22 protein-coding genes are annotated in these 26,132 nt (G+C 71.0%); 4 read left to right on the forward strand and 18 right to left on the reverse strand.

All coding sequences use genetic code 11. From position 1 onward, the window contains the following. Positions 1-9: 9 nt before the first annotated feature. The 4 genes from HNP44_RS08620 to HNP44_RS08635 are packed head-to-tail and all read right to left on the reverse strand — an operon-like array spanning position 10 to position 7,052. Entirely contained in the window at positions 10-3,186 is a 3,177-nt protein-coding gene (locus HNP44_RS08620; RefSeq protein ID WP_259140191.1) for an acetyl-CoA carboxylase family protein, read from the reverse strand. Next, entirely contained in the window at positions 3,183-4,973 is a 1,791-nt protein-coding gene (locus tag HNP44_RS08625) for an AMP-binding protein (RefSeq protein ID WP_259140190.1), read from the reverse strand. Before HNP44_RS08625 ends, HNP44_RS08620 begins: the two co-directional genes overlap by 4 nt. Before the next feature lie 26 nt (positions 4,974-4,999). Next, positions 5,000-5,614 carry a TetR/AcrR family transcriptional regulator gene (locus tag HNP44_RS08630; RefSeq protein ID WP_259140189.1) on the reverse strand — a complete coding sequence of 205 codons (615 nt, stop codon included), beginning with the start codon at positions 5,612-5,614 and terminating at the stop codon, positions 5,000-5,002. Between the two features lie 52 nt (positions 5,615-5,666). Beyond that, a complete protein-coding gene (locus HNP44_RS08635) occupies positions 5,667-7,052 on the reverse strand; it encodes an MFS transporter (protein ID WP_259140187.1) in 1,386 nt (461 codons plus the stop codon). A 174-nt stretch (positions 7,053-7,226) separates the two neighbouring features. Between HNP44_RS08635 and HNP44_RS08640 the strand changes: the two genes are divergently transcribed. Then, positions 7,227-8,159 (forward strand): lysophospholipase, encoded by a 933-nt coding sequence (locus HNP44_RS08640; RefSeq protein WP_259140185.1) that lies wholly within the window; start codon positions 7,227-7,229, stop codon positions 8,157-8,159. Positions 8,160-8,213: 54 nt separating this feature from the next. On the opposite strand, the gene HNP44_RS08645 is transcribed toward HNP44_RS08640, so the two are convergent. The 13 genes from HNP44_RS08645 to HNP44_RS08705 form a co-directional block, all read right to left on the reverse strand. Continuing rightward, the gene (locus HNP44_RS08645; RefSeq protein WP_259140183.1) at positions 8,214-9,731 is read right to left on the reverse strand and encodes a long-chain-fatty-acid--CoA ligase; all 1,518 of its coding nucleotides are present in this window, start codon (positions 9,729-9,731) and stop codon (positions 8,214-8,216) included. Then, complete coding sequence (locus HNP44_RS08650; protein ID WP_259140181.1) at positions 9,732-10,715, reverse strand: phosphotriesterase family protein; 984 nt, start codon at positions 10,713-10,715, stop codon at positions 9,732-9,734. A 29-nt stretch (positions 10,716-10,744) separates the two neighbouring features. Beyond that, positions 10,745-11,827, reverse strand: a complete 1,083-nt coding sequence (locus HNP44_RS08655) for an acyl-CoA dehydrogenase family protein (protein WP_259140180.1) — start codon at positions 11,825-11,827, stop codon at positions 10,745-10,747. Beyond that, a complete protein-coding gene (locus HNP44_RS08660) occupies positions 11,824-13,011 on the reverse strand; it encodes an acyl-CoA dehydrogenase family protein (RefSeq protein ID WP_259140179.1) in 1,188 nt (395 codons plus the stop codon). The genes HNP44_RS08655 and HNP44_RS08660 overlap by 4 nt, the downstream gene beginning before the upstream one ends. Continuing rightward, positions 13,008-14,237, reverse strand: a complete 1,230-nt coding sequence (locus HNP44_RS08665) for an acyl-CoA dehydrogenase family protein (protein ID WP_259140177.1) — start codon at positions 14,235-14,237, stop codon at positions 13,008-13,010. Before HNP44_RS08665 ends, HNP44_RS08660 begins: the two co-directional genes overlap by 4 nt. A 1-nt stretch (position 14,238) precedes the next feature. Then, on the reverse strand, positions 14,239-15,255 hold the full coding sequence (locus tag HNP44_RS08670; protein WP_259140176.1) for a phosphotransferase family protein: 1,017 nt from the start codon (positions 15,253-15,255) through the stop codon (positions 14,239-14,241). Further along, a complete protein-coding gene (locus HNP44_RS08675; protein ID WP_259140175.1) occupies positions 15,255-15,707 on the reverse strand; it encodes a MaoC family dehydratase in 453 nt (150 codons plus the stop codon). The genes HNP44_RS08670 and HNP44_RS08675 overlap by 1 nt, the downstream gene beginning before the upstream one ends. A 28-nt stretch (positions 15,708-15,735) precedes the next feature. Continuing rightward, the gene (locus HNP44_RS08680) at positions 15,736-16,488 is read right to left on the reverse strand and encodes an SDR family oxidoreductase (protein ID WP_259140174.1); all 753 of its coding nucleotides are present in this window, start codon (positions 16,486-16,488) and stop codon (positions 15,736-15,738) included. 11 nt (positions 16,489-16,499) lie between these two features. Next, a complete protein-coding gene (locus HNP44_RS08685) occupies positions 16,500-17,171 on the reverse strand; it encodes an HAD family hydrolase (protein WP_259140173.1) in 672 nt (223 codons plus the stop codon). Further along, the gene (locus HNP44_RS08690) at positions 17,168-18,157 is read right to left on the reverse strand and encodes an NADPH:quinone oxidoreductase family protein (RefSeq protein ID WP_259140172.1); all 990 of its coding nucleotides are present in this window, start codon (positions 18,155-18,157) and stop codon (positions 17,168-17,170) included. Before HNP44_RS08690 ends, HNP44_RS08685 begins: the two co-directional genes overlap by 4 nt. After that, positions 18,154-18,960 carry an SDR family NAD(P)-dependent oxidoreductase gene (locus HNP44_RS08695; protein ID WP_259140171.1) on the reverse strand — a complete coding sequence of 269 codons (807 nt, stop codon included), beginning with the start codon at positions 18,958-18,960 and terminating at the stop codon, positions 18,154-18,156. The genes HNP44_RS08690 and HNP44_RS08695 overlap by 4 nt, the downstream gene beginning before the upstream one ends. A 3-nt stretch (positions 18,961-18,963) precedes the next feature. Continuing rightward, positions 18,964-19,716, reverse strand: coding sequence for an SDR family oxidoreductase (locus tag HNP44_RS08700; RefSeq protein ID WP_259140170.1), 753 nt, complete (start codon positions 19,714-19,716; stop codon positions 18,964-18,966). 206 nt (positions 19,717-19,922) lie between these two features. Beyond that, a complete protein-coding gene (locus HNP44_RS08705; protein ID WP_259140169.1) occupies positions 19,923-21,140 on the reverse strand; it encodes an acetyl-CoA C-acetyltransferase in 1,218 nt (405 codons plus the stop codon). A 167-nt stretch (positions 21,141-21,307) separates the two neighbouring features. On the opposite strand from HNP44_RS08705, the gene HNP44_RS08710 reads away from it, so the two are divergent. The 3 genes from HNP44_RS08710 to HNP44_RS08720 are packed head-to-tail and all read left to right on the forward strand — an operon-like array spanning position 21,308 to position 23,920. Then, on the forward strand, positions 21,308-21,922 hold the full coding sequence (locus HNP44_RS08710; protein WP_259140167.1) for a TetR/AcrR family transcriptional regulator: 615 nt from the start codon (positions 21,308-21,310) through the stop codon (positions 21,920-21,922). Positions 21,923-21,942: 20 nt separating this feature from the next. Then, positions 21,943-23,100, forward strand: coding sequence for an acyl-CoA dehydrogenase family protein (locus HNP44_RS08715; RefSeq protein ID WP_259140166.1), 1,158 nt, complete (start codon positions 21,943-21,945; stop codon positions 23,098-23,100). Between the two features lie 34 nt (positions 23,101-23,134). Next, on the forward strand, positions 23,135-23,920 hold the full coding sequence (locus tag HNP44_RS08720) for a rhomboid-like protein (RefSeq protein WP_259140165.1): 786 nt from the start codon (positions 23,135-23,137) through the stop codon (positions 23,918-23,920). Here the strand turns inward: HNP44_RS08720 and HNP44_RS08725 are convergent. Further along, positions 23,907-26,120, reverse strand: coding sequence for a M13 family metallopeptidase (locus HNP44_RS08725; protein ID WP_259140164.1), 2,214 nt, complete (start codon positions 26,118-26,120; stop codon positions 23,907-23,909). The genes HNP44_RS08720 and HNP44_RS08725 overlap by 14 nt on opposite strands. Positions 26,121-26,132 lie beyond the last annotated feature (12 nt).

A 26,132-nucleotide genomic window follows, 5' to 3' on the forward strand; every position in this document is an offset into this window, starting at 1 on the left:
CTCACTCCCTCACCGGGTGAGGGTACGGATCCAGTTCCGGGTGGCGGCGGGGTCGATCACGTCGTCCAGCTCGAAGGTGGTGGCGGCGTGCAGGGCCCGGCCGCGTTGGTACGCGAGTGCCAGCAGCTGGTCGAAGAGCTCAGCGCGAGCGCCCTCGTCGGGTGCGGCGGCGAGTTCCCTGCTGAAGCCCAGCCGCACCGCTCCCTCGAGGCCCATACCGCCGATCTCGCCGGTGGGCCAGGCGACGGTGAACTGCGGGGCGTGGAAGCTGCCGCCGGTCATGGCCATCGCGCCGAGACCGTAGCCCTTGCGCAGCACGATCACGCCGAGCGGCACCGTGAGCCGCGCGCCGAGCACGAACAGCCGGGAGAACCGCCGGACGGTGGCCTGCTCCTCGGTCTCGGGCCCGACCATGAACCCGGGGGTGTCGCAGAGCGAGATCATCGGGAGCCCGTGCGCCTGTGCCAGTTCCAGGAAGTCAGCGAGCTTGTCCGCGGCTTCGCCGTCGATCGCGCCGCCCAGGTGGCGGGTGCTGTTCGCGATAAGCGCGTACGGCTTCCCCTCCACCCGGACCAGCGCGGTGATGATGCCGACGCCGTAGTCGCGGCGCAGCTCAAGCGTCGAGTCCTCGTCGACGATCGCGGCGATCGCGGCGCGGACGTCGTAGGCGCGCAGCCGGTTCTCCGGGACCACGTGGCGCGCGGCGCGCGGGTCGGGCGCGGTCCAGGCGTCGACGGGCCCGGCGAAGTAGCCGAGGTATCGGCGCGCGCGATCGACCGCGTCGGCCTCGTCGTCGGCGACGACGTGCACGACGCCGTTGCGGCGCTGCACGTCGATGGGGCCGATGGCCTCCGGCGGGAACTCGCCGAGGCCGCCACCCGAGATCATCGCCGGCCCGCCCATGCCGAGGTTGGCGTCGGGCGTGGCGATGACGACGTCGCAGATGCCCGCGAGCGCCGCGTTCCCGGCGAAACAGCGGCCGGAGACGACGGCGATCAGCGGCACCCGCCCGCGCAGCGCGCCGAGCGACCGGAACGTGGGGACGTCGAGGCCCGCCACGATGTCGAGATCGGTGTCGCCGGGGCGGCCGCCGCCGCCCTCCGCGAACAGCACGATGGGCACGTTCCTGCGGTTCGCGACGTCGATGAGCCGGTCGGTCTTGGCGTGGTTGCGCCAGCCCTGCGTGCCCGCGAGCACGGTGTAGTCGTACGAGATCACCATCGCCTCGGCACCGCCGATCGTCGCGAGGCCGCCGATGAGCCCGTCCGCGGCGCCGGTGGCGATGAGCTCCTCCTCGGAGCGTCGGGCCCGCTGAGCGGGGAGGAGCAGCGCCCCGTACTCGGTGAAGCTGCCCTCGTCGACGAGGTCCTCGATGTTCTCGCGGGCGGTGCGCCGGCCGATCCGGCGCCGCTTGGCCACGGCGTCGGGGCGGCCCTCATCGAGGGTGACGCGGTGCCGTTCGCGCGCCTCGTCGAGGTCCGCGCGGGGCCGGTCGAGGTCGAGGGCGTCGGCCGCGTCGGCGGCGGTCGTCGCGCCGTCGGCTGCGGCGTACGTCAGGAGCGGCGTCCCCGCGGCCACCGTCTCCCCCGGCCGCACCAGCACCTCGCCGACGGTGACCGGGACCGGCAGCGCCTGCTCGTGCTCCATCTTCATGGCCTCGAGCACGACCAGCGCGGTGCCGGGTTCGGCGGCGGCTCCGGCCTCCGCGACGGCGACGACGGTGCCGGTCAGCGTCGCGGTGAGCACGTCGCCGTCGAGCTCGACGGCGGGCGTCGATGCGGGGGCGGCGGTCTGGGGCACGAGGTCGCCGATCCGGCGCGCGAGATAGCCGGTGTCGACGGGGCCCGAACGGAATTCGGAGTCGGCGAGGACGGCACGCAGAAGGGCGACGTTGGTACCGGGGCCGTCGATCACGAACTCCCCCAGCGCCGCATCGGCCTTGGCGTAGGCGCGCGCCGGCGTGGCGGCCCGCACGATCACCTTGGCGAGCAGGGAGTCGTACCGGGTGGAGGTGGCCAGGCCCGGCCGGCCGTAGCCGTCGACGCGGACGCCGGGGCCGGTCGGCGGCGTGTAGCCGGCGAGGACGCCCGCGGCGGGGAGCACGGTGCCGTCGCGCTGCGGCACCTCCAGATTCACGCGCGCCTGCACGGCGGTGCCGTGGGCGGCGGCGGGCGTCCCGCTGACGGCGCCGTCGCGGCACCCGATCGCGGGCGGCAGGCCGAGGTCGTCGAGCGGAGCGCCCTCGGCGAGGGCGAGCTGCGCGGCCACCAGGTCGACGCCGGTCACCTCCTCGGTCACGGTGTGCTCCACCTGGATCCGGGGGTTCACCTCCAGGAAGACGGCCCCGCCGTCGCGGACCAGGAATTCGACGGTCGCGAGCCCGCGGTAGCCGGCGGCGGCACACAGCCGGGCGGCGTGACCGTGGAGCGCGGAGCGCAGGTCGCCGTCCAACGCCGGCGCGGGCGCGACCTCGATCAGCTTCTGGTTGCGGCGCTGCACGCTGCAATCGCGGTCGCCGAGGGCGACGACGGCGGTGCCGTCGCCGACGACCTGGACCTCGATGTGCCGGGCGCCGGTCTGCAGTTCCTCGGCGAAGACGCGACCGTCTCCGAAACCGAGCTCGGCCTCGGAGACGCAGGCGCGGTAGGCCGATTCGAGGTCCTCGTCGTACCGGGGACCGGGCGGCACGGCGCGCATTCCGCGGCCTCCGCCGCCCGCGACGGCCTTGATCATGACGCCGGCCGGGCGGCCGGCGGCGAAGGCGCGCACCGCCTCGAGGTCGGCCCCGCCGTCGGTCGCGGCGGGCACCGGGACCCCCGCGGCGACGGCGGCCGAGCGGGCGGCGGCCTTGTCGCCGAAGGTGCGGAGAACGTCGGGATCGGGGCCGACGAAGGTCAGGCCGGCGGCGGCGCAGGCCGCGGCGAAATCTGCGTTCTCCGCGAGGAAGCCGTAGCCGGGGTGCACCGCGTCGGCGCCCGTGCTCGCGGCGGCCGCGACGATCGCGTCGCGGTCCAGGTACGCGGCGGGGCCGGAGCCCGCGAGTGCGACGGCATCGTCGGCGGCGGCGACGTGCGGGGTGTCGGCGTCGTCCGCGGCGTAGACGGCCACGGTCGGGATGCCGAGTTCCCGTGCGGTGCGGATGATCCGCAGCGCGATCTCCCCGCGATTGGCGATGAGCAGCTTCACTTCGACTCCCCCTGGTTGAACGCGGCCGCCACGTTCTCCGCGGCCACCGCAGGACTTCCCTCTGATGCCGCGCCTGCGATCTGCGCCGCCCTCTCGAACAGCACACCCTTGCGCACCTTGCCTGTCGCCGTCATCGGCAGCGCGTCGACGACCACGAAGTCGGGCACCTTGTAGCCCGCCATGTTCTCCCGCGCCCACGCCGTGAGCTCGGCGACGTCCACGGGCCCCGCCGAGACGACGAAGGCGAGGGGCACCTGGCCCTTGCGCGCGTCGGGCCGCGGCACGACCGAGACCGAGCCGATCGACGGATGATCCTTGAGCAGCGCCTCCACCTCCGACGGGAAGACCGACATGCCGTTGACCTTGATCATCTCCTTCGTTCGCGCGAGGTAGTGGACGGCGCCCCAGTCGTCGATCTTCCCCACGTCGCCGGTGTGCAACCAGCCGTGCCGGATCGCCTCGGCGGTCGCGTCGGGCCGGCGGTGGTAGGCCGTGAGGATCGATTCGCTGCGCACCACGATCTCGCCGGTCTCGCCGAGGGGAACGGACGCACCGTCGGGGTCGACGACGAGGATGTCGGTGCCGGGTACGGGGAGCCCGCAGAAGACGGGGTCGGTGGTGAGGTCTCGGTCGCCGTCCTGGAAGCCGAGCGTGAACGTGTCTGCGGTGTGGGTCTCGGTCATGCCGTAGGAGGCCTCGCGCAGGACTCCGCCGGTCAGGGCGCGCCAGCGGGCCCGCAGCTCCGGGGTCAGCTTGAGCACGAAGGAGACGGCCAGCGGGTTCACGACGGTGCGGAAGGCGGCACCGTCGAACCCGGGCAGGTCCATGAGCTCGACGTAGTTGTCGACCGTGGCGACGGTGTCCGTCACGCCGTACCGCGCGATGAGCGCGGCGGCGACCGACGGCTCCCACCGGGTCATGAGCACGATCGTCTGGCCGTTGAGCAGCGGCTTGAGGATGCCGAAATCCTCACCGGCGATCCAGAATACGGGCAGGAAGTTCAGCCCGACCGGGGCGCTCTCCCCCACGGCGGCACCGCCCGCCACGGTGGCGGTGGCCGCCGTGTAGGCCATGTGCCGCTGGGTGTGCTCGCAGCCCTTGGGCAGACCGGTGGTGCCGCCGGTGTAGTTGAGCGCGGCGAGCGCATCCGGGTCGGAGTCCCGGACCGGCGCGGGCGCGGCGGCGACCACACGGCGCCAGTCGCTGCGCGGGTCGGGCGCGATGTCGAAGGGCGCCGGGGCGTCCGGGAGCGGCGCGGTGTCCGCGAGAAGATCGCCCACGGCGGTGGCGAGCACCGTGCGCACCGGCGTCTGCGCGCGCACCGTCTCCACCAGGTCCAGGAGGTCGGTCTGCGCCAGCAGCACGCCGACGCCGGCGTCGTCCAGTTCGTGCTGCAGCTCGCGCCCCTTGAGCAGCGGGTTGACCGGCACGTGCACGGCGCCCACCTTGAGGATGCCGAGCATGGCGATCGCGAACTGCGGGCAGTTGCCCAGGTACACGCCGACCGCGTCGCCCGCGCGGACCCCCTCCTCACGGAGCAGGCCCGCGAACCGGTCGGACAGCTCGTCGTACTCGGCGTAGGTGACCTCGCGACCGTAGAAGGCGATCGCGACGGCGTCGGGCCGGTGCCGCGCCCAGTGCCGGAGGTGCTCCACCATCGCGGGCGTTCCCGCCGGGTACTCGACGGTGCGCGGCACCTGCGCCGGCCAGTTCTTCAGGCGCAGTGCACGGATCTCGTCGGCGGCGGCGTCGAGCGCCGCGGCGACGCCGGTGGTCCGGTCGGTCATGGGTCTCCTTCGGTGCGTCGGCTCCGTCAGAAGCCGATCAGTCGTTCAGCGACGCGGATCTGATCCGCGATGAAGCGCTCGCGCGCGGCGGGACTGTCGCGCGCCACGCGCTTCGCGCCGTGGTGGATGGTGTCGTTGAGGATGGTGACCAGCGCCGCGGGCGGCAGGCACAGGTCGACGGTGCCGGGATCGAGGGACTCGAGATAGGCGGTGTAGCGGCGGTGCGTGCGCCGCGTCGTGCGGTCCCAGACCGCCGCGACGTCCTCCCGGACTGGGGCCATCGCGTCGAACAGGGCGACGAGGCCGCCGTTCGCGAAGACCGCGTCGGCGTAGGCCCGCATCGTGGCCGCGATGACCTCGCGCGGCACGTCGGTCTCGATGCCGTCCAGCATCTGCGTCGCCTCGAGTTCCGCGCCGATCCGGTCCACGAGGGCGAGGAGGATCTCGTCCTTGGACCGGAAGTAGGCGTAGAAGGTGGGCCGGGAGGTCTGCGCGCGGGCCGCGATGAGCTCCACCGTGGTGGCCGCATAGCCGAGGTCGTCGAAGCACTCGGCGGCCGCCCGGAGTAGCTCCTCCCGGCGGGCGCCACCGGCGTCCTTGCGGTTCGCGCGGGCCCGCTCCTGCGATTCGCTGATCGTCACGCTCACGAGTCTGCTCGGCTCCGCTCGGACCTTCAAGGACGCCGGTGCCGGCTCATACCGACGCGGGGATCCCGGGCACCGCGTTGGGATCCTCGCGCACCGCCCTGTCGTTCGTCTCCTTGAGGAAGTACGCGCTGGCGAGGGTCACCAGCCCCATGGCGGCGAGGTAGACCGAGACGAACGTGCTGGACTGCGTCTCGGCGATGATTGCCGTCATGATCAGCGGTGCAACACCCGAGACGGCGACCGCCGCCAGTTGGTAGGCCAGCGAGGCGCCCGAGTAACGGATCCGTGGCTCGAACAGCTCCGCCATGAACGCGGCCAGCGGCCCGTAGGTGAGCGCCTGCCCGAAGCTGGAGACGAACATCGCGACCAGCAGCAGCCCGATGTTCGTGGTCTCCGCGAGCCAGAAGAACGGGAACGCCCAGGCGATGAGCACGGCGCCGCCGATCAGGATCAGCGGCCGGCGACCGACGCGGTCGGACACCGCACCCGCGGCCATGATCACGAGCGGCATGACGACCGAGGTCGCGAGCACGCACGCCAGGATCGAGTTGCTGCTCATGCCCAGGCCGCCCGCGGACGGCTTCTTGCTGCCGTAGCTCACGAAGCCGGCGATGGAGACGTAGAACGCGGAGTTGGTGCCGGCCAGCAGCCCGGCGCCGAGCAGGATCTTGCCCCAGTGCCCACGGATCGCCTCGGACAGCGGCGCCGCGGCGACCGTCTCCTTGCCCGCGTTCTTGGCCGCGACCTCGCGCTGCAGGGCGAGGAACTCCGGCGAATCCTCGATCTTCTTGTGGATGTACATCACGACGGGCACCAGGATCGCGCTGGCCCAGAAGGGCACGCGCCAGCCCCAGCTCAGGAACGCGGCGTCGTCGAGGATGCCGTTCATCAGGATCATCATCAGGTTGCCCAGCAGCAGGCCGAGCGGAACGCCCATCTGCCCGAAGGTCCCGGCGAATCCCCGCTTCTTGGGTCCCGCCGACTCGGTGAGCAGGAGCACCACGCCGCCCCATTGGCCGCCGCACGCGAGGCCCTGGACGAAGCGCAGGGACACCAGCAGGATCGGGGCGAGCGAGCCGATCGCGCTCGCGGTGGGCAGGCAGCCGATGAGGAAGGTGGCCGCCCCCATCGCGGTCAGACACCAGATGAGCATCGGCTTGCGGCCGATCTTGTCACCGAAGTGCCCCGCCAGGATTCCGCCCAGCGGCCGGGCGATGAAGCCCACCGAGAACGTCGCGAAGGCCATCAGCGTGCCCATCAGCGGCGAGAGGTCCGGGAAGAAGACCTTGTCGAACACCAGGGCTGCGGCGGTGCCGTAGACGAAGAAGTCGTACCACTCGATCGAACTGCTCACCAGCCCGGCGGTGAGCAGCTTGCCGTGCGACTTCTTCTTCACCGGCGCGACGGCACCGGGCTCGCTGGTCTGTGTCATGGATGGCCCTTCGTCAAAATTGTGATCCCCGACACAGAGAATGCTTGACGTTGACGTTCGTGTCAACCGATTCTCGAAAATTGCTAAGCGTTTGCTTACGCAGTTGGGAGACCGTTTCCAGGGCTTCGGACCCGTTCGACACCGGCGCCGACCTCGATCACGTACAAAGAGCACATGGCACTCGTCGAACCCGATTTCCCGTCCGCCAACGGCCGCGACACCGTCCACGCCTGGATCTACACGCCGGTCCGCGAGCCCCGCGCGATCGTGCAGGTGATCCACGGCCTGGGCGAGCACTCGCGCCGGTACCTGCGCCTCGTCACGACGCTGCTCGACGCCGGCTTCGTGGTGGCCGCCGAGGACCACGCGGGACACGGCGCGACGGCGATGGCCTCGGGCGTGTGGGGCGATGCAGGCGAGGACGCGGCGCACGTCCTCGTCACCGACGCCGCGGCGCTCCGCGCGAAGGTTCAGGAACTCCACCCGGGCCTGCCCTACGTCGCCTTCGGGCACTCGATGGGCTCGATGATCGCCCGCGGTCTCGCCACCGCGCAGCCCGACGGGATCGACGGCCTGGTCCTGTGCGGGATCGCCGCGCAGATCGCCGGGATCGACGGTGTCGTCGACCGCGCGGCGCTCGCGGCCGAACCCGATCAGGCCGGGCCCGCGCCGGCGCGCTACGTCGGAGAGCTGTTCGACGGCTTCGTCTCCCGGTTCGGCGCGGGAGCGGGCCCGACCGACTGGGTCGCGCGGGACGCAGACGTCGTGCGGGACCACGCGGTCGACCCGTTCAACAACTTCGGCGCTCCGATGTCGGCCCGGTTCCTGCGCGGCTTCATCGAGCTGTACGACGCCGCGAACGGCGACGCCTTCTACGCCGCGCTCCGTGCGGAGACGCCCGTGCTGATTCTCGCGGGTGACCAGGACCCGGTCACCAACTACGGCGAAGGCGCGTACCACGTGGCCAACGCCCTCGTCGCCTCCGGACATCCCGACGTGCGGACCCGCGTCTACCCCGGCGTGCGGCACGAGGTGCACAACGAGCCCGAGACCCGCGACGACGTGGCCGCCGAGCTCCTCGCCTTCGTCGAGCGCGTGATCGCCTGACGGGGAACGGAGGCGGCGCTCCGGCGGTCACCGCCGAGCCGCCGCCTCCGAGAACTACCTCGCGCGCAGCTCCCGCTTGAGGATCTTGCCGGTGCCGCCCTTCGGCAGCTCGGCGAGCAGGTGGATCTCGCGCGGGTACTTGTACGCCGCCAGGCGCTCCCGGCTGAACTCGGTGAGGCCCGCGGCGTCCGCACTCGCACCCGGACGCAGGACGACGAAGGCGACGACCTCCTCCCCCAGCCTGTCGTCGGGGCGGCCGACGACGGCGGCCTCGACGACCTCGGGGTGCGCGTAGAGCACCTCCTCGACCTCGCGGGGGTACACGTTGTAGCCGCCGCGGATCACCAGGTCCTTCAGCCGGTCGACGATGAAGAAGTAGCCGTCCTCGTCGCGGTAGCCGAGGTCGCCCGTGTGCAACCAGCCGTTGCGCAGCGCCTCCGCAGTCGCCTCGGGACGCTTGTAGTACCCCTTCATGACATTGTGTCCACGGACCACGATCTCGCCGATGTTGTCCGCCCCGGGCGGCAACTCGGCACCGTCGAGGTCGACGGCCCGCATCTGGACACCCCAGATGGGCTTGCCGATCGAGAGGACCTTGCGCTGCTCGGCGCTGATGTTGAAGGTCGCGGTCGACGCGGTCTCCGAGAGCCCGTAGCCCTCGAGGATCGCCAGCCCCGGGAACTTCTCCTCGAAGGCGCTGATCACGCCGCCGGGGATCGACTCGCCTCCCGAGACGGCGGCGCGCATGCTGGAGACGTCGCGGCCGGCGAGGTCGACCCCGAGCAGCGCCACGTACATCGTGGGCACGCCGGAGAGCACCGTGACCCGGCGGCGCTCGATGACGTCGATCACCGCCTCCGCCTCGAACCGCGGCACCAGGGCCACCGAACCGCCGTAGCGGACCGCCGCGTTGAGCACGCTGGACAGGCCGAAGACGTGGAACAGCGGAAGGGCACCTAGTGCGACGTCGTCGTCGCGCATCCCGAACAGCTGCGGCGCGATCGTGCAGTTCATGTAGAGCTCGAAATGCGTGAGCTCAGCGCCCTTCGGCCGACCGGTGGTGCCGGAGGTGTACAGCAGCACGGCGGTGTCGTCGGAGCTCGTGGGGTGGATCTCCCCCGTGTCCGGCTCGGCCAGCAGCTCGGCGAACGGCGTCGCGCCCGACGGGGTCGGCGCGCCCAGCGGGACCACGACCACGTCGCCGACGCCCGCCTCCGCCGCGCCGACGAGCGCGGCCTCGGCGGAGAAGTCGGAGGCCACGAGCAGCTTCGCATCGCTGTCGCCGAGGTGGTAGCCGATCTCCGGCGCGGTGAACAGCGGGTTGAGCGGCACCATCGTCAGGCCCGCCTTGAGGATCCCGAAGTAGGCGACCACGAACTCCGGCAGGTTCGGCAGTTGGACGGCGACCTTGTCGCCGGGGACGAGGCCGCGGGCCAGCAGCGAGGCCGCGAGGCGCCCCGACTGCTCGTCGAGCTGGGAGTAACTGATCTCGCGATCACCGAAGAACAGCAGGGGCGCGTCGGGCGTCGACGATGCCGACTCGCGCAGCATCGTCGCCAGGTTGAAGGACATCTACGCCTCTCCGGTCAGCACGCGGCGCGGTACGTCCACGAGCATGGTGTCGATCTGGTCCTGGCTCACGCCGCGCTCAAGCACGTACGGGAAGACGTCGTCGAAGACGTGCGTGTAGTGCCACTGGAGCATGCCCGCCTTGACGTTCGGGTCGATCCAGTCGATGTAGCAGGAGGCGTCCTGGGACAGCACGATCTTCTCGGTGTAGCCACGGCGCACCATCTCGATGAGGGTGTCGTTGCGGGCCTCGAAGGTGGTCTCCAGGTTGATGCCGAACCGGTCGAAGCCCAGCGTGAAGCCGGCGTCGGCGAGCGCCGACAGGTGCTCGGCGTCGGTGGAGTCGCCGCTGTGCCCCAGCACGATCCGGCTCGGGTCGACCCCCTCCTCGTCGCACATCACCCGTTTCACCAGCAGACCGGTCTCCGAGCCCGGGTGCGTGTGCACGGTGATCGGCACGCCGGTGGCGTTGTGCGCCTTCGCGACCGCCCGCATCACCCGCTCGACGCCCTCGGTGAGGCCGTGGTGGTCGATCGCGCACTTGAGCATGCCGGCCTTGACCCCGGTCTCGCCGATGCCCTCCGTGATGTCGCGGACGAACATGTCCGCCATCGGATCCGGGAAGTCGATCCCCGTCATCGCGGTCAGGGCGGGACCGCGATACATGAAGTAGCGCGGCAGGTCGCGATAGGTGTAGACGCCCGTCGCCGCGACGATCCGCACCGGCGTGCGCTCGGCGATCCGCTGGATCCGCGGGATGTACCGTCCGAGACCGACCACCGTCGGGTCGACGATGGTGCGCACGCCGGCCTCGTACGCCTTCTGCAGCTGCGCGACGGCGTCGTCCACCCGGGCGTCCTCGTCGCCGAAGTCCTCCGGATAGTTCTGCTGGATGTCCGGAGTGAGCACGAAGACGTGTTCGTGCATGAGCGTGACGCCGAGATCGGCGGCGTCGACGTCTCCGGTGACGGTGTGGACGACTCCCATGGTTCCTACTTTCCGACGGTGTCTTCTTCTCAGGCGGGGAGGTCGATCAGGCCCGCGAGCGCGGCGCGGTGCCGCCCCGGGGTGCCGAGACCGATCTGGTCCGCCTTGGCGCGCTTGAGGTACAGGTGCACCGGCGCCTCCCAGGTCATGCCGATGCCGCCGTGCAGCTGCACCGCCTCCTCCGCCGCGCGCACAGCCAGGTCCGAGCAGTACGCGGCCGCGACGGCCACGGCGATCACGGTCTCCGGGTCCTCGGTCCCGAGCTCCGCCAGGGCCACCGTCGCCGACCGCGCCACCGCGGCGGCGGATTCCGCGTCGGCGTAGAGCTCCGCCAGGCGGTGCTTGACGGCCTGGAAGCCGCCTACCACACGCCCGAACTGCTTGCGCTGCTTCAGGTACTCGACCGTCGTGGCGACGCACCATCGCGCCACCCCGGCCTGCTCCGCGGCGAGCAGCGCGGCCCCCGTGAGCAGGCCCGCGCGGACGGCGGCGACACCATCGGACGTGAGGACCGTGCCCCGGGTTCCGTCGAAGGTCACGTCCGCCACCTGCCGCGTCATGTCGAGCGACGACACCACCTCGATCCGCGCGTCGGCCGCCGGAACGGCCTGCAGGGCACCGTCGGAGTCGAGCACGAGCAGGATCTCCGCGCCGACCGCGCCGGCCACCGACCGGACGGTGCCGGAGAGGGCGCCGTCGGCGACGGAGACGGCCGGCGCCGTCCCGTGCGGGTCCACCGAGAACGGCACGACCAACGCGGCGATCCGCGCACCCTCGGCGAGCTGCCCGGCCAGGACCGGTGCGCCCGCCGCGACCGCGACCGACGCTGCGATCGCCGACGTGAGGAAGTCCCCCGCCGCGCAGGCGGAGCCGAGCTCCTCGGCGACCACGCCCGCGACGGCGGCGCCCGCCCAGGCACCGCCCAGCTCCTCCGGGACGAGGAGGCCGGTGACGCCCATCTCCGCGAGCTCCGCCTGCAGGCCGGGGGCAGCGGCACCGTCGTAGGCGGCGATCAGGTCCGCCGGCGCGACCCGCCGGTCGACCAGGTCGCGGACCGCGGCCCGGAGGTCGTCCTCGATGTCGCTGCTCAGCAGCTGGGGGGTGAAGCTCACTTGGGCACGTCCTTCCACGGCAGGTCCTTGTCGACCCGGTGCTCCGGCGGAAGCCCCAGTACGCGCTCCGCCACGATGTTCTTGAGGATCTCCGAGGTGCCGCCCTCGATGGAGTTGCCCTTGGCACGCAGGTACCGGTACCCGGCGTCGCGGCCGTAGAAGTCCACCCGGTCGGGGCGGACCATCGTCCAGTCGCCGTACCGCAGGCCGTCCTCGCCGAGCAGCTCCAGCTCGAGGCCGGAGAGCTTCTGGTTGAGCCGGGCGAAGGAGAGTTTCATCGCCGCGCCCTCCGGGCCGGGCTGCCCCGAGGCGAGCTTCTGGCCCAGGCGCAGCGCGGTCACGCGGGCGACCTCGCTGTCCACCCACAGGCGGAGCAGATCGTCGTGCAGGTCCGGCGTGCGTAGCTCGGGCCGCTCGCGCCAGGTGTCGGCGACCACGCCGATCATGCCGTCCTCGCGCTGCGACGCCCGGCCGCCGATGGCGACCCGCTCATTGTTGAGCGTGGCGTTCGCGACCTGCCAGCCCTGTCCCACCGTGCCCAGGCGATGCGCGTCCGGGATGCGGACGCCCTCGAGGAAGACCTCGTTGAACTCCGCCTCGCCGGTGATCTGCCGCAGGGGCCGCACGTCGATGCCCGGGTCGGACATGTCGCACAGGAAATAGGTGAGGCCCTTGTGCTTCGGCAGGTCCGGGTCGGTGCGGGCGACGAGGATCGCCCACTGTGCGTTGTGCGCGCCGGAGGTCCACACCTTCTGCCCGGTGACGATCCAGTCATCGCCGTCGCGGACCGCGCGGGTCGCGAGGCCCGCGAGGTCGGAGCCCGCGCCGGGCTCACTGAACAACTGGCACCAGATCTCCTCGCCGGTCCACAGCGGCCGCAGGAAGCGGTCGATCTGGTCCTGCGTTCCGAAGGCCAGGATGGTCGGCGCCGCCATCCCGAGGCCGATCCCGTTGACATGACTGCGGTTGTCGGGCGCGCCGGCCGCCGCGAACCGGGCGTCCACGCCCTGCTGCAGCGATCGCGAGAGCCCCAGGCCGCCGCGCCCCTCGGGGTAGGCGACCCACGCCAGACCCGCGTCGTACCGGGCGCGGAGGAACTCGAGCGGATCCGTCGTGGCCGGCGGGTGCGCGGCGAGGAAGTCGTCGACCTTCCGGGCGAGTTCCTCCGGGCCCGGCGCCGTCACTGCGCCTTCTTGGCGGCGACGCGCTTGAGCTCCGCCCGGGCCAGCGAGTTCTTGTGCACCTCGTCGGGGCCGTCGGCGAACCGCAGGGTGCGGATCCCGGCGTAGTACTCGGCGAGCGGGAAGTCCTGCGACAGTCCGCCGGCGCCGTGCGCCTGGATGGCCTTGTCGAGGATCCACTGCACCGTCTGCGGGGTGGCGATCTTGATCGCCTGGATCTCGGTGTGGGCGCCGCGGTTGCCCACGGTGTCCATCAGCCACGCGGTCTTGAGCACCAGCAGGCGCAGCTGCTCGATCCGCACGCGCGACTCGGCGATCCAGTCGCGGATCACGCCCTGCTCCGACAACGGCTTGCCGAACGCGGTGCGGCCCGCCACCCGGTCACACATGAGCTCGACGGCCCGCTCCGCCACGCCGATCGAGCGCATGCAGTGGTGGATGCGGCCGGGCCCGAGGCGGGCCTGCGCGATGGCGAAACCGTCGCCCTCCTCGCCGATCAGGTTGGCAGCGGGGACACGGACGTCGGTGAACCGCATTTCGGCGTGGCCGCCGTGGCTGTGGTCGTCATACCCGAAGACCTCCATGCCGCGCAGCACCTCCAGGCCCGGGGTGTCCCGCGGCACGAGGATCTGCGACTGCTGGCGGTGGCGTTCGGCGTCGGGCGCCGTCTTGCCCATGACGATGAAGATCTTGCAGTTCGGGTTCATGGCGCCCGTGATCCACCACTTGCGGCCGTTGATCACGTAGTCGTCGCCGTCGCGGACGATCGACAGGCCGATGTTGGTGGCGTCGGAACTGGCGACGTCGGGCTCCGTCATCGCGAAGGCGGAACGGATCTCGCCGTTCAGGAGCGGGGTCAGCCACTGCTCCTTCTGCTCGGCTGTGCCGAACTCGCTCAGCACCTCCATGTTCCCCGTGTCCGGGGCGGCGCAGTTGAACACCGCGGGCGCGAGGTGCAGGCTCCGACCGGAGATCTCGGCGAGGGGCGCGTACTGCAAGTTGGTCAGGCCCGCACCGTTCTCGCCGGGGAGGAAGAAGTTCCAGAAGCCGCGGCTACGGGCCTCGGCGCGTAGCTCGTGCAGCACCGGGGCGCTGTCCCAGGCCCACCGATTCTCCAGCGCGCCGAGCTGCTGCTGGAAGGTCTCCTCCGCCGGGTAGACGTGGCTGTCCATGAAGTCATTGACCTGTCCGATCAACTCCGTGGTCTTGGCGTCGTACGCGAAATCCATGTCAATTCTCCTTCAGTGCGTCGAGTCCGGCGTCGAGCAGCGGATTCACTGCCTCCCCGGCCTCCGCGAAGCCCTCGCCCACGGTCTGGCCGTTGACGTAGCGGTAGTGGATGCCCTCGACGATGCCTGCGAGCTTGAAGCAGGAGAGGGCGATGTAGAAGCCGAAATCCCCGAGTTCCCGGGAGGATCCGGCAGCGTAGCGATCGATGATCTGCTGCTCGTCGAGGAAGCCTGGCGCCTCGCTCACGTCGCTGACGGTGCCGGCGGAGATCTTCGCCAGGCGCCCGTAGACCACCATCAGGGCGAGGTCGGTGAGCGAGTCGCCGATGGTCGCGAGCTCCCAGTCGACGACCGCGGCGGGCTCGTCCTGCGGCGAGACCAGCACGTTGTCGAGGCGGTAGTCGCCGTGCACGATGCCGGGCACCGCGTCCGCGGGCACCCGGCCCTCGAGCGCGGTGAACAGCTCGTCGACCTTGGGCAGGTCGCGGGTGTGCGCCGCGGCGAACTGCTTGCGCCAGCGCTGCACCTGCCGGCCCAGGAAGCCCTCGGGGCGGCCGTAGTCGCCGAGCCCGACGCTCGCGGGATCGACGTGGTGCAGCTCGACGAGGGTGTCGACCAGCCGCTCGGAGATGGCGCGGGTGCGGTCGGCGCCGAGCGCCCCCAGCTCCGTCGCGCGGCGGTACGGCACGCCGTCGATCTCGCTCATCACGTAGAACGGCGCGCCGAGCACCTCGGGGTCGTCGCAGTAGGCGTACATCACCGGGACCGGCACGGCGGTGCCGCCGAGCGCGGACATCATCCGGTACTCGCGGCCCATGTCGTGCGCCGACGGCAGGAGCTTGCCGACCGGTGGGCGGCGCAGGATCCAGGACGAGGCACCGTCGGAGATGCGGTACGTGAGGTTGGACTTGCCGCCCGCGATCAGGACGGCCGCGAGCTGCGAGCCCGCGCCCTGCACGTGCTGCGGGAGCCACGTGCCGAGGACGTCGAGATCGAGGCCCGGGTGCTGCTCCGCCATCAGAAGACCACCACGGAGACGGTCTCGGCGACGCAAGCGGGCCGGTCGCCGCCCTCGCGCTCGATGGTCACGCGCGCGACGACCTGCTGACCGCCGCCGCCCGGGGTGACCGAGACCAGCTCGACCCCTGCCCGCACGCGCGAGCCGACGGGCACCGGTGAGGGGAAGCGAACCTTGTTGCTGCCGTAGTTGACGCCCATCTTCGTGCGCTCGACGGTGTAGATCTGCCACACCAGCATCGGGATGAGGGACAGGGTCAGGTAGCCGTGGGCGATCGTCGAGCCGAACGGGCCGGCCTTTGCCTTGTCCGGGTCCACGTGGATCCACTGGTGGTCCCCGGTCGCCTCGGCGAACAGGTCGATCCGCTTCTGGTCGATCTCGACCCAGTCGCTGTAGCCGAGGTGCTCCCCCACGGCCGCCTGCAGTTCCTCGAGTCCGTTGAGTACCCGCATGTTTCTCGTCTCCTCGTCCTGTTCGGACCTAGTCCTTGGGCCCGCCGGCCACGTACAGCACCTGGCCCGAGACGAAGCCCGCGCCCTCGCTGGCGAAGAAGCTGGCGGCGTGCGCGATGTCCGCGGGCTCGCCGACGCGCTGCACGGGGATCTCCTTCGCGGAGAAGGCCTTGAAGTCCTCGAAGGGCACGCCGATGCGCTCGGCGGTCGCGGCGGTCATGTCGGTCGCGATGAAGCCGGGGGCGATCGCGTTCGCGGTCACGCCGAACTTGCCGAGCTCGATGGCGAGGGTCTTGGTGAGGCCCTGCATGCCGGCCTTCGCCGCGGAGTAGTTCGCCTGGCCGCGGTTGCCCAGCGCCGAGGTCGAGGACAGGTTGACGATGCGACCCCAGCCCTCTTTGGTCTGATACTTCTGCACCTCGCGCGACATGAGGAAGGCGCCGCGCAGGTGGACGGCCATGACCTGGTCCCAGTCGGAGACGGACATCTTGAACAGCAGGTTGTCGCGGAGGATCCCGGCGTTGTTGATCAGGATCGTGGGGGCGCCGAGTTCGTCGGCGACGCGGGTGACCGCGGCCGTGACCTTCTCCTCGTCGGAGACGTCGACGCCGACGCCGATGGCGCGGCCGCCGGCGGCGGTGATCTGCTCGGCGACCGCCTGGCAGGCGGCCTCGTCGAGGTCGAGGACGGCGACGGCGTGCCCGTCGGAGGCGAGGCGGCGGGCCACCTCGGCGCCGATGCCGCGGGCGGCTCCGGTCACGATGGCGATGCGCTGGGTCATGGTGTTCTCCTTCAGGGGTGGATGGGGGTGTCGGCCAGTGCGGGAACGAGTTCCCGCAGCGCCGTCCGGGTGGTGCCGGCGTCGGTGTGGTGGATCGCGCGGATGCCCAGGGCCGCCGCGCCCGCGACGTTGGGAGTCGCGTCGTCGATGAAAGCGGCACGCTCGGGCGGCACGCCGAGCCGGTCGAGGGCGAGCCGGAAGATGGCGGGGTCGGGCTTGCGCAGCCCCACCTCCTCCGAGATGATCACGGGCGCGAAGAGGGCCGCGAGACGCTCACGGGGGTAGAGGTTCCCGCCACCCCAGCTGTTGGAGACGATCGCGACGGGCACGCCCGCGGCGCGCAGGTCGGCGGCCAGCGCCCACATCGCCGGATCCTCCTGGATCCGAGCGAACATGCGACGCAACACCCCATCGGGGTTCACCGGCACGCCCGAGCGGGTGCGCAGCGCCGTGGCGAAGGCGGCGTCGAACTCCGGCTCGGGCAGCTCGCCGGTCTCGAGCCGGTGAATGGGGCTGCCCGCGTGGGCATCCCGGCCGAGCCAGGCCTTGAGGGTCGCGGTGAAGCTCGCCGGCTCGATGCCCTCGTCCGCGATCCACGCCTCGATGCTGTGCCGCATCGGCTCGGTGAGGACGCCGCCGAAGTCGAACAGGACGGCGTCCACCTCACGGCTCGCGGCGGTCACTGCGCCGCCTGGTAGACCACGCGGCCCACCGTGGTGCCGTCGCCGAGGCGCTGCAGGCCGTCGGGGACGGCGTCGAAGGCGAGGCGCTCGCTCACGAGCGGATTCACCAGGCCCTGGTCGGCGAGGGCGGTCAGCTCCGCGTGACACTGCTGCACCGCGGCCGGGTCGTAGGCGTTGTACAGGCCCCAGTGCAGTCCGACGATCGAGTAGTTCTTGATCAGCGCGTGGTTCAGGGCGGCCTCCTGAATGGTGCCACCGGCGAAGCCCACGACGAGGATCCGGCCCTCGAAGGCGATGCACTTGGTGGAGCGCTTGTAGGTGTCGCCGCCGACCGGGTCGTAGATCACGTCGGCGCCGCGTCCGCCGGTCTCCGCCTTGACCACCTCGACGAAGTCGTCAGTGCGCCGGTCGACGACGACATCGGCGCCCAGGGCGCGCGCGACCTCGGCCTTGTCCGCTCCGCCGACGACGCCGATCACCCTGGCGCCCGCGGCCTTACCGAGCTGGATCGCGGCGCTGCCGACGCCGCCGGCGGCGGCGTGCACGAGGAGCGTCTCGCCGGCCTGTAGGTGCGCACGACGATGCAGCCCGAACCATCCGGTCTGGTAGCCGATGTACAGCGACGAGGCCTGGGCGTCGTCGAGCGACGCCGGCGCCGGGAACGTCTGCGCCGCAGTGAGAAGGGCGTACTCGGCGAATCCCCCCGACGGGAGCGCCGAGCCGCCGAGAACCCGCTGACCCACGGCGAAGCCGTCGACGCCCTCGCCGACGGCGACGACCTCGCCACACAGCTCGACGCCGGGGGTGAAGGGCAGGTCGGGCTTGACCTGGTAGAGGCCGCGGCACATGAGCACGTCGGGGAAGTTCGCCGCCGCGGCGAGCGTGCGGACGGTGAGCTGTCCGGGACCCGGATCCGGCTTCGGGGCGTCGACCTCGCGGAGCACCGCGAGCGGCTCCCCCAGTTCCTGTACCTGCCAGGCCCTCATCGGCCGCTCTCCTTCGTCTCGAGTCGCTGCTGCAGTTTGTTCATGCCGTGCAGCCACTTGTCGGTCGCCGTCGCGCGGACGGCGTAGTAGCCCGCCACCTCGGGGTGCGGGAGGATCAGGAACTCATCGCCTGCGAGGGCGTCAACGGCGAGCGTCGCGACCTGCTCGGGCGTGAGGGCGGAGTCGCGGCTGAGCAGCTCCTCCAGTTCGCCGGAGCGCTCGAGCATGCCGGTCTTCACGCCCTGCGGGCAGATCGCCTGGACCACCACGCCGCGATGGCGGTACGTCGTGGAGAGCCACTCGGCGAAGGCGACGGCGGCGTGCTTGGTCACCGAGTAGGCGGGGGCGCCGAGCATGGTGAGCAGCCCTGCCGCGGAGGCGGTGACCACGAACCTGCCGCCGCCACTCGCGGCCCACTCGGGCACGAGCAGCCGGGCGGCACGCACGTGGGCCATCACGTTGACGTCCAGCGACAGCGCCCAGTCGGACTCCGGGGTCTCGAGGCCGCGCCCGCGGTCGATGCCGGCGTTGGCGTACCAGGCGTCGATGGCGCCGAGCTCGCGGCGCGCCGTCTCGACGAGGGCGGTGACGCCCTCCTCAGAGGCGGCGTCGCCGGGCGCGACGTACGCGGAGCCGCCGGCAGCGGCGATCTCGGCGACGGTCCGTGCGGCACCGTCGGCGTCGAGGTCCGCGACGACGACGCGAGCCCCGCGCGCGGCGAGCTCGCGGGCGAGTGCCGCGCCGATACCGTTGCCCGCACCGGTCACGACGACGCCCTTGTCCTTCGGGTCGAAGCCTGCCACGGGCTACACCCCGCCGGTCAGCAGGACGCCACCGTCGACGGTGAGCGTCTGGCCGGTCATCCAGGCGGCGTCGTCGGAGAGCAGGAAGGCGACGACCGAGCCGATGTCGTCGGGCACGCCGAGCCGCTTGAGCGGGTACGCGGCGGAGACCTGCTCCTCGCGGCCCTCGTACAGGGCGGTGGCGAACCTGGTCTTGACGACGGCGGGCGCGACGGCGTTCACCCGGATGTCCGGGCCGAGCTCGACGGCGAGTTCCTCGGTGAGGTGGATGACCGCGGCCTTGGAGACGCCGTAGAAGGCGATGCCGGGCGCAGGGCGCAGGCCGGCGACGGAACCGACGTTGACGATGGCGCCGCCGTGCTCCTTCTGCCATGCGGCGTACACCTTCTTGGTCCAGGACAGGGTGGAGAGCACGTTGACCTCGAAGATCTTGCGCGCGGCCGCCATGTCGATCTCCATGAGCGGGCCGTAGACCGGGTTGATGCCGGTGTTGTTGACGAAGAAGTCGGCGCTGCCGAAGGTCTCGATCGCGGTGGCGATCACGTGGTCCTGGTGCGCCTCGTCGTCGCCCGAACCCGCCACGGCCACGGCCACCTCGGGGCCGCCCAGCCCGGCGACCGCGGCGTCGAGCGCCTCCTGCTTGCGGGCCGTGATGACGACCTTCGCACCGTCGGCCACCAGCCTCTGGGCGATGGCCAGGCCGATGCCGCGGCTCGCTCCCGTGACGATCGCGGTCTTCCCGGCGAATCGGGTCATGCTCCACACACCTTCCGTTCAAACTGACTAAGCGCTCGCTTAGTTTGTAGCCTACGACACACCGCGGCGTGTGACGACCCTCTTGAGTGCATGAACTCCTGTGACGCTCCTCACAGTACGGATCGTTATGTGCGCACACCCGGAAACGACGGAGCGGCCCGCACGTCGAGGACGTGCGGGCCGCTCTAGGAAGAGTCAGAAGCGGATCAGCTGAGCCGCTCGATGATCATCGCCATGCCCTGGCCGCCGCCGACGCACATGGTCTCGAGGCCGAACTGCTTGTCGTGCCACTGCAGCGAGTTGATGAGCGTACTGGTGATGCGCGCGCCCGTCATGCCGAAGGGGTGGCCCACGGCGATGGCGCCACCGTTGACGTTGACCTTGTCGGCGTCGATGCCGAGGTCGCGCACCGACGGGATAACCTGCGCCGCGAAGGCCTCATTGACCTCCATGAGGTCGATATCGCCGATCGACAGGCCGGCGCGCTGCAGCGCCTGCTTCGACGCCTCGACGGGGCCGAGGCCCATGATCTCGGGCGACAGGCCCGTGACGCCGGTGGAGACGATGCGCGCGAGCGGCGTCAGGCCGAGCGCCTTGGCCTTCTCGTCGGACATGATCACCACGGCGGCCGCGCCGTCGTTGAGCGGACAGCAGTTGCCGGCCGTGACGGTGCCGTCCGGGCGGAAGACCGGCTTGAGCCCGGCGATGCCCTCGTACGTGACGCCGGCGCGCGGACCGTCGTCCGTCGAGACGACCGTGCCGTCGGCGAGCGTGACCGGCGTGATGTCCTTGGCCCAGAAGCCCGAGGCGATGGCGGCCTCGGCGCGGTTCTGGCTGCGCACGCCCCACTCGTCCTGGTCCTGGCGGCTGACGTTCTTGAACTGGGCGACATTCTCGGCGGTCTGACCCATCGCGATGTAGACGTCCGGCAGGACGCCCGCCTCGCGCGGGTCGACCCAGGTCTGGCCGCCGCCCGCGAAGGTCGCGGTGCGCGCCTCGGCGTCGGCGAAGAGAGCATTCTTGGTGTCAGGCAGGCCATCGGCGTTGCCCTTGATGTAGCGGCTCACGGTCTCGACGCCGCCGGAGATGAAGACGTCGCCCTCCCCCGCCTTGATCGCATGGAAGGCCATGCGCGTGGTCTGCAGGCTCGAGCTGCAGTAGCGATTGACGGTGACGCCGGGCAGGTGATCGAGGCCGGCCTCGACGGCAACGACGCGGGCGATGTTGAAGCCGGACTCGCCCGCGGGCTGCCCACAGCCGAACATCAGGTCGTCGATCTCGCGGGGGTCGAGCCCGGGCACGTTTTCCAGGGCGGCGCGCACCATCTGGACCGAGAGGTCGTCCGGACGGACGTCCTTGAGCGAGCCCTTCGCTGCACGCCCGATGGGCGACCGGGCGGTGGAGACGATGACGGCTTCGGGCATGGGATGACCTCCGAGTTGAACCATTACTAACTAAGCGCTCGCTTAGCGGTGTACCATCTACTGTGCACCACTGAGAGCCGGTCGTCAACGGACCGATCTCTGTGGTCCCGTTCACACTAGAGACACCGCGTCGACGTGCCGCATCGCGGTGCCGCCGGAGGGAAACGATGACCGAACCCGAAGCGCCATCCCGCGCGGACGCCACCCGCGCGCGGCTGCTGTCGGCCGCCGCGGCGGCCTTCGCCGAACGCGGCTTCCACGGCACCACCACCCGCGACATCGCCTCGGCCGCCGGCATGAGCCCCGCCGCCGTGTACGTGCACTACAAGTCCAAAGAACAATTGCTGCACCAGCTCTCGCGCGTCGGACACCAACGGATCATCGACGCGATCGACGCCGTCGACGACCACGCTGACACCCCCGCTCGGCGGCTCACCGCCGCGATGCGGGCGTTCGCGACGCACCACGCGTCGTCGCACACCAGTGTCCGCGTGGTCAACTACGAACTGGACGCGCTCACCGAGGAACACCGCGCCGAGATCGGCGGCCTCCGCCGCGAGATCACCCGCCGGCTGCGCGCGATCGTCGACGCCGGCGTCGCGGACGGCTCCTTCGACACGCCCGACCCGCGGATGGCCACCATCGCCGTCCTCTCCAGCGGCATCGACATCGGCCGCTGGTACCACGACGGCGGCGAGATCACCCCCGACCGCATCGGCGACTTCTACGCCGACCTCGCCCTGCGCACCGTTGGGGCGAACACCACCGACACCCCGAAGTAGAGAACCTGAGGAGAACCACCATGCGTCGCACCGTCTACACCGCCGATCACGAGGCCTTCCGCGAGACCCTCCGCGCCTTCATCGAGGCGGAGGTCGTGCCGCACTACGACGAGTGGTACGCCAACGGCATCGTGCCGAAGGACTTCTACCCCAAGCTCGGCGAACTCGGCGTCTTCGGCATCGAGGTGCCCGAGGAGTACGGCGGCGCGGGCATCGAGTCCTTCAAGTACCAGGCCGTGATCAGCGAGGAACTTGGCCGCGCCGGCGTCTCCTTCGGCGGCTCGAGCGTGCACATCGCGCTGTGCCTGCCCTACCTGACCGGCCTCGCCACCGACGAGCAGAAGCAACGCTGGCTGCCCGGCATGGCCGCGGGCGAGCTGATGTTCGCCATCGCCATGACCGAACCCGGCACCGGCTCCGACCTCGCGGGCATGAAGACCACCGCCAAGCTCTCCGCGGACGGCACCCACTACGTCCTCAACGGCGCCAAGACCTTCATCACCGGCGGCGTGAACGCCGACCGCGTGATCGTCTGCGCGCGCACCGCACCGTCGACCCCCGAGGACCGTCGCCACGGCATCTCACTCTTCGTCGTGGACACCGCGCTCGAGGGCTACTCGGTCGGCCGCAAGCTCGACAAGATCGGCCTACGCACCTCCGATACCGCCGAGCTCTCGTTCACCGACGTGAAGGTGCCCGTCGCGGACCTGCTCGGCGAGGAGAACAAGGGCTTCTCCTACCTCGGCCAGAACCTGCCGCAGGAGCGCCTGTCGATCGCCGTCGGCGCGTACTCGCAGGCCTCCGCCGCCGTGCGCTTCGCGCAGGCGTACACGCAGGACCGCAACATCTTCGGCAAGTCCGTCGCCTCGTTCCAGAACACCAAGTTCGAGCTCGCCGCGTGCAAGGCGAAGGTCGACGCCATGGAGTCCAGCGTCGACCGCGGCCTCGAGCTGCACGACGCGGGCCAGCTGACCGCCGCCGACGCCGCCTCGCTCAAGCTGTTCTGCACCGAGGCCGCCTCCGACGTGATCGACCGCTGCCTGCAGCTGCACGGCGGCTACGGCTACATCAACGAGTACCCCATCGCCCGGCTCTACGCCGACAACCGCGTCAACCGCATCTACGGCGGCACGTCCGAGGTCATGAAGACCATCATCGCCAAGGACATGGGCCTGTAGCCCTCACCCCGCACGACGGTGCTGTACTGGGCACATGGACCTGCTGATCGGCCTGATCGCCGTCGCGCTCCTCTGGGCCGCCGTCGGGAACGTCCGGCGCGCCGGGCCCGGATCGGGGTGGATGCTCCGCTCGGCCCGGTACGCCCGGGCGTGGGTCATCGCGAGCCCCGTCGCGGCGGTGCTGTGGCTCGTCGTCACGGTCAACGCCGTGATGCTGCTCGGCCTGCCGGACCGCCTAGCCGACGAGGTCCTGCAGGTGCACAGCACCAACCTCGACCGGTTCGGCACCCACCCGCTACAGGCGCTCATCACCTCGGCGCTGTGGATCGAGCCCGTCGACATCGTCTTCGCCACACTGATGACGGTGCTCGTCCTCGGGCCCGCCGAGCGCTGGCTGGGGCACATCGGGATGCCGCTGATCTACTTCGCCGGCAGCGCGACCGCATCGCTGATCTCGGTGCTCTCGGCGAATCGCCTGCTGGCGCACGGGATCATCACCGACGATCTCGACCTGCGCGGCATGATCGACGTCGGCGTCAGCTACGGCAGTCTGTGCGTGCTCGGACTGCTCGTCTACCGGATCCCGCGATGGCGCTGGCGGCTCGCCGCGATGCTGGCTCTGCCCGTGCTGGTACGGCTGACGCTGCCCTTCTTCGGCATGTACTCGACGCTCGGGCACCTGCGGGCGGTGCTCCTGGGCTACCTGCTCTGGCCCGTCACCCGGATCCCCGCCGTCCGCCGCCGCACCGCGGACTGGACCTGGCGGTTCCACCCAGCCGGGCCCGACGAGCCCGGCGGGAGGACCGTCACCAGACCTTGACGCGGTTCTGCGGCTCCAGCCACTCCTTGTCGCCGGGCTTCACGCCGAAGGTCTCGACGAACGCTCCCACGTTCTTCACCACCTGGTTCGCGCGGAACTCGTTCGGCGCGTGCGGGTCCGTCGCCAGCGACTGGATCGCGGAAGCCTCCCGCGCCTTGTTCCGCCAGATCCGGCCCCAGCTCAGGAACAGCGGCGTCAGGTCCGGCCCGGCGGCCGCTCCGGCGCTCGGCGAGGCGCTCGCGCCGGCCGACGGTGCGCCGCTCGCCGATGCCGCGCCCTCGGTGCCGACGTCACGATTCGCCACGGCGATCCGGTAGGCGGCGATGGCGATGGATAGGCCGCCCAGGTCGGCGAGGTTCTCCCCCACCGTGAGACCGCCGTTGACCTTGTTGGTCGGCGGCAGCCCGGCGGGGACCAGCGCGTCGTACTGCGCGATGAGCGCCTTGGTGCGCTTGTCGAACTCGGCCCGGTCGGCCGGCTCCCACCAGTCCTTGAGGTTGCCGTCGCCGTCGTACTTGGCGCCCTGATCGTCGAAGGCGTGGCCGATCTCGTGACCGATCACAGCGCCGATTCCGCCGTAGTTGACCGCGGCCTGCGCGTCCGGCGAGAAGAAGGGCGACTGCAGGATCGCCGCTGGGAAGACGATCTCATTCATACCGGGGTTGTAGTAGGCGTTCACCGTCTGCGGCGTCATCAGCCACTCGCCCTTGTCCACCGGCTTGGCGAGCTTCGCCAGCTGGTACGCGTTCTCGAATTCGCCCGAGGCACGGACGTTGGCGACGATCGACGTACCGTCGGTCTTGAGATCGCCATAGTCGCGCCACTGGTCGGGGTAGCCGATCTTGGTGCGGATCTTCTCCAGCTTGGCGGAGGCGGCCCGCCGGGTGGCCGGGGTCATCCAGTCGAGGTCCTCGAAGCTGGCGCGGTAGGCACTGCGGAGGTTGTTCACCAGCTGCTCGGCTTGCTGCTTCGAGTCGGACGGGAAGTGCTTCTTGACGTACAGCTTTCCGAGCGCCTCGCCGAGCGCGCCCTCGACTACGGCGACACCCCGCTTCCAGCGGTCGCGCTGCTGCTCGACCCCACTGAGGGTCTTGGAGTAGAACTCGAAGTTCGCCGTGACGAAGGGCTCGGAGAGGTAGGCCGCGTAGGCCCGCACCACCTGGATCCGGGCGTGGTCCTTGAGGGTGTTCAGGTCGGTGTCCCCCCACAGCTTCGCCGCGGCGGTGAGGAAGCTCGGCTGCGAGACGACCACGTTCTTGGCATCGTCGGCCTTGATGCCCACCGCCTTCTGCCAGCGGTCCCAGTCGTAGCCCGGGGCCAGCTTCGCGAGCTCGGCCCACGGGTACGGGTTGTAGGTTGCGGTGGCGTCGCGCGAGCGGACCCGGTCCCAATGCCCCTTGGCCACCGACGATTCGAAGGCCAACACCCGGGCCGCGACGCCAGGCGCATCGGCCAGGCCCGCGAGCGAGGCGACCTTCTCCAGGTACGCGCGGTACTTGTCGCGCACCTCGGCGTACTTCGCATCGCGGTAGTAGGCCTCGTCGGGCAGGCCGATGCCCGACTGCACCAGGCTGAGCACGTACTTCGAGGAGTCCTTCTGGTCGGTGTCGACGTAGAAGCCGACGAGCCCGTCCACGCCCTGCTTCTCGTGCGCACCGATGACGTCGAGGAGGGCCGCCTTGTCGGCGGCCTTGTCGATCGCCTCCAGATCGGGCTTGATCGGGCCGGCGCCCTCTCGGTCGATCCGGGAGGTGTCCATGAAGGAGTCGTAGACGTCCCGGATCTTCGCCTCGTCGCTGCGGGTTCGCGGGTCCTTGATGCTCTCGATGATTGCCTTGAGCTGGTCCAGCGCGCGGTCCGACAGGTCCGTGAAGGTGTTGAAGGAGGCCTTGTCCGCGGGGATGCGATAGCCGTCGGCCCAAGCGCCGTTGACGTGCCGGAACAGGTCGTCCTGCACGCGCACGCCGGGCGCCGCGCCGCTCAGGTCGGGCCCCGTCAGCGGCCGCGGCGGCTTCGCGGAGGAGGACGGCGATCCGCCGCCGGGCCCCGATACGCCGCAGGCCGCGAGGACAGCGGTGCCCGCGAGCACGCCGAAGCCGGCGAGGAACCGCCGGCGGTCGAGCCCGCCCGACGGTGCGCCGAACGGGTCGCGATCCGGGCGGGGCGGGTGGGCGGACGAATGGGGATCACCGATCTGCATACCCGAATCTAA

This window comes from Tsukamurella ocularis (assembly GCF_024807615.1).
Taxonomy (GTDB): domain Bacteria; phylum Actinomycetota; class Actinomycetes; order Mycobacteriales; family Mycobacteriaceae; genus Tsukamurella; species Tsukamurella ocularis.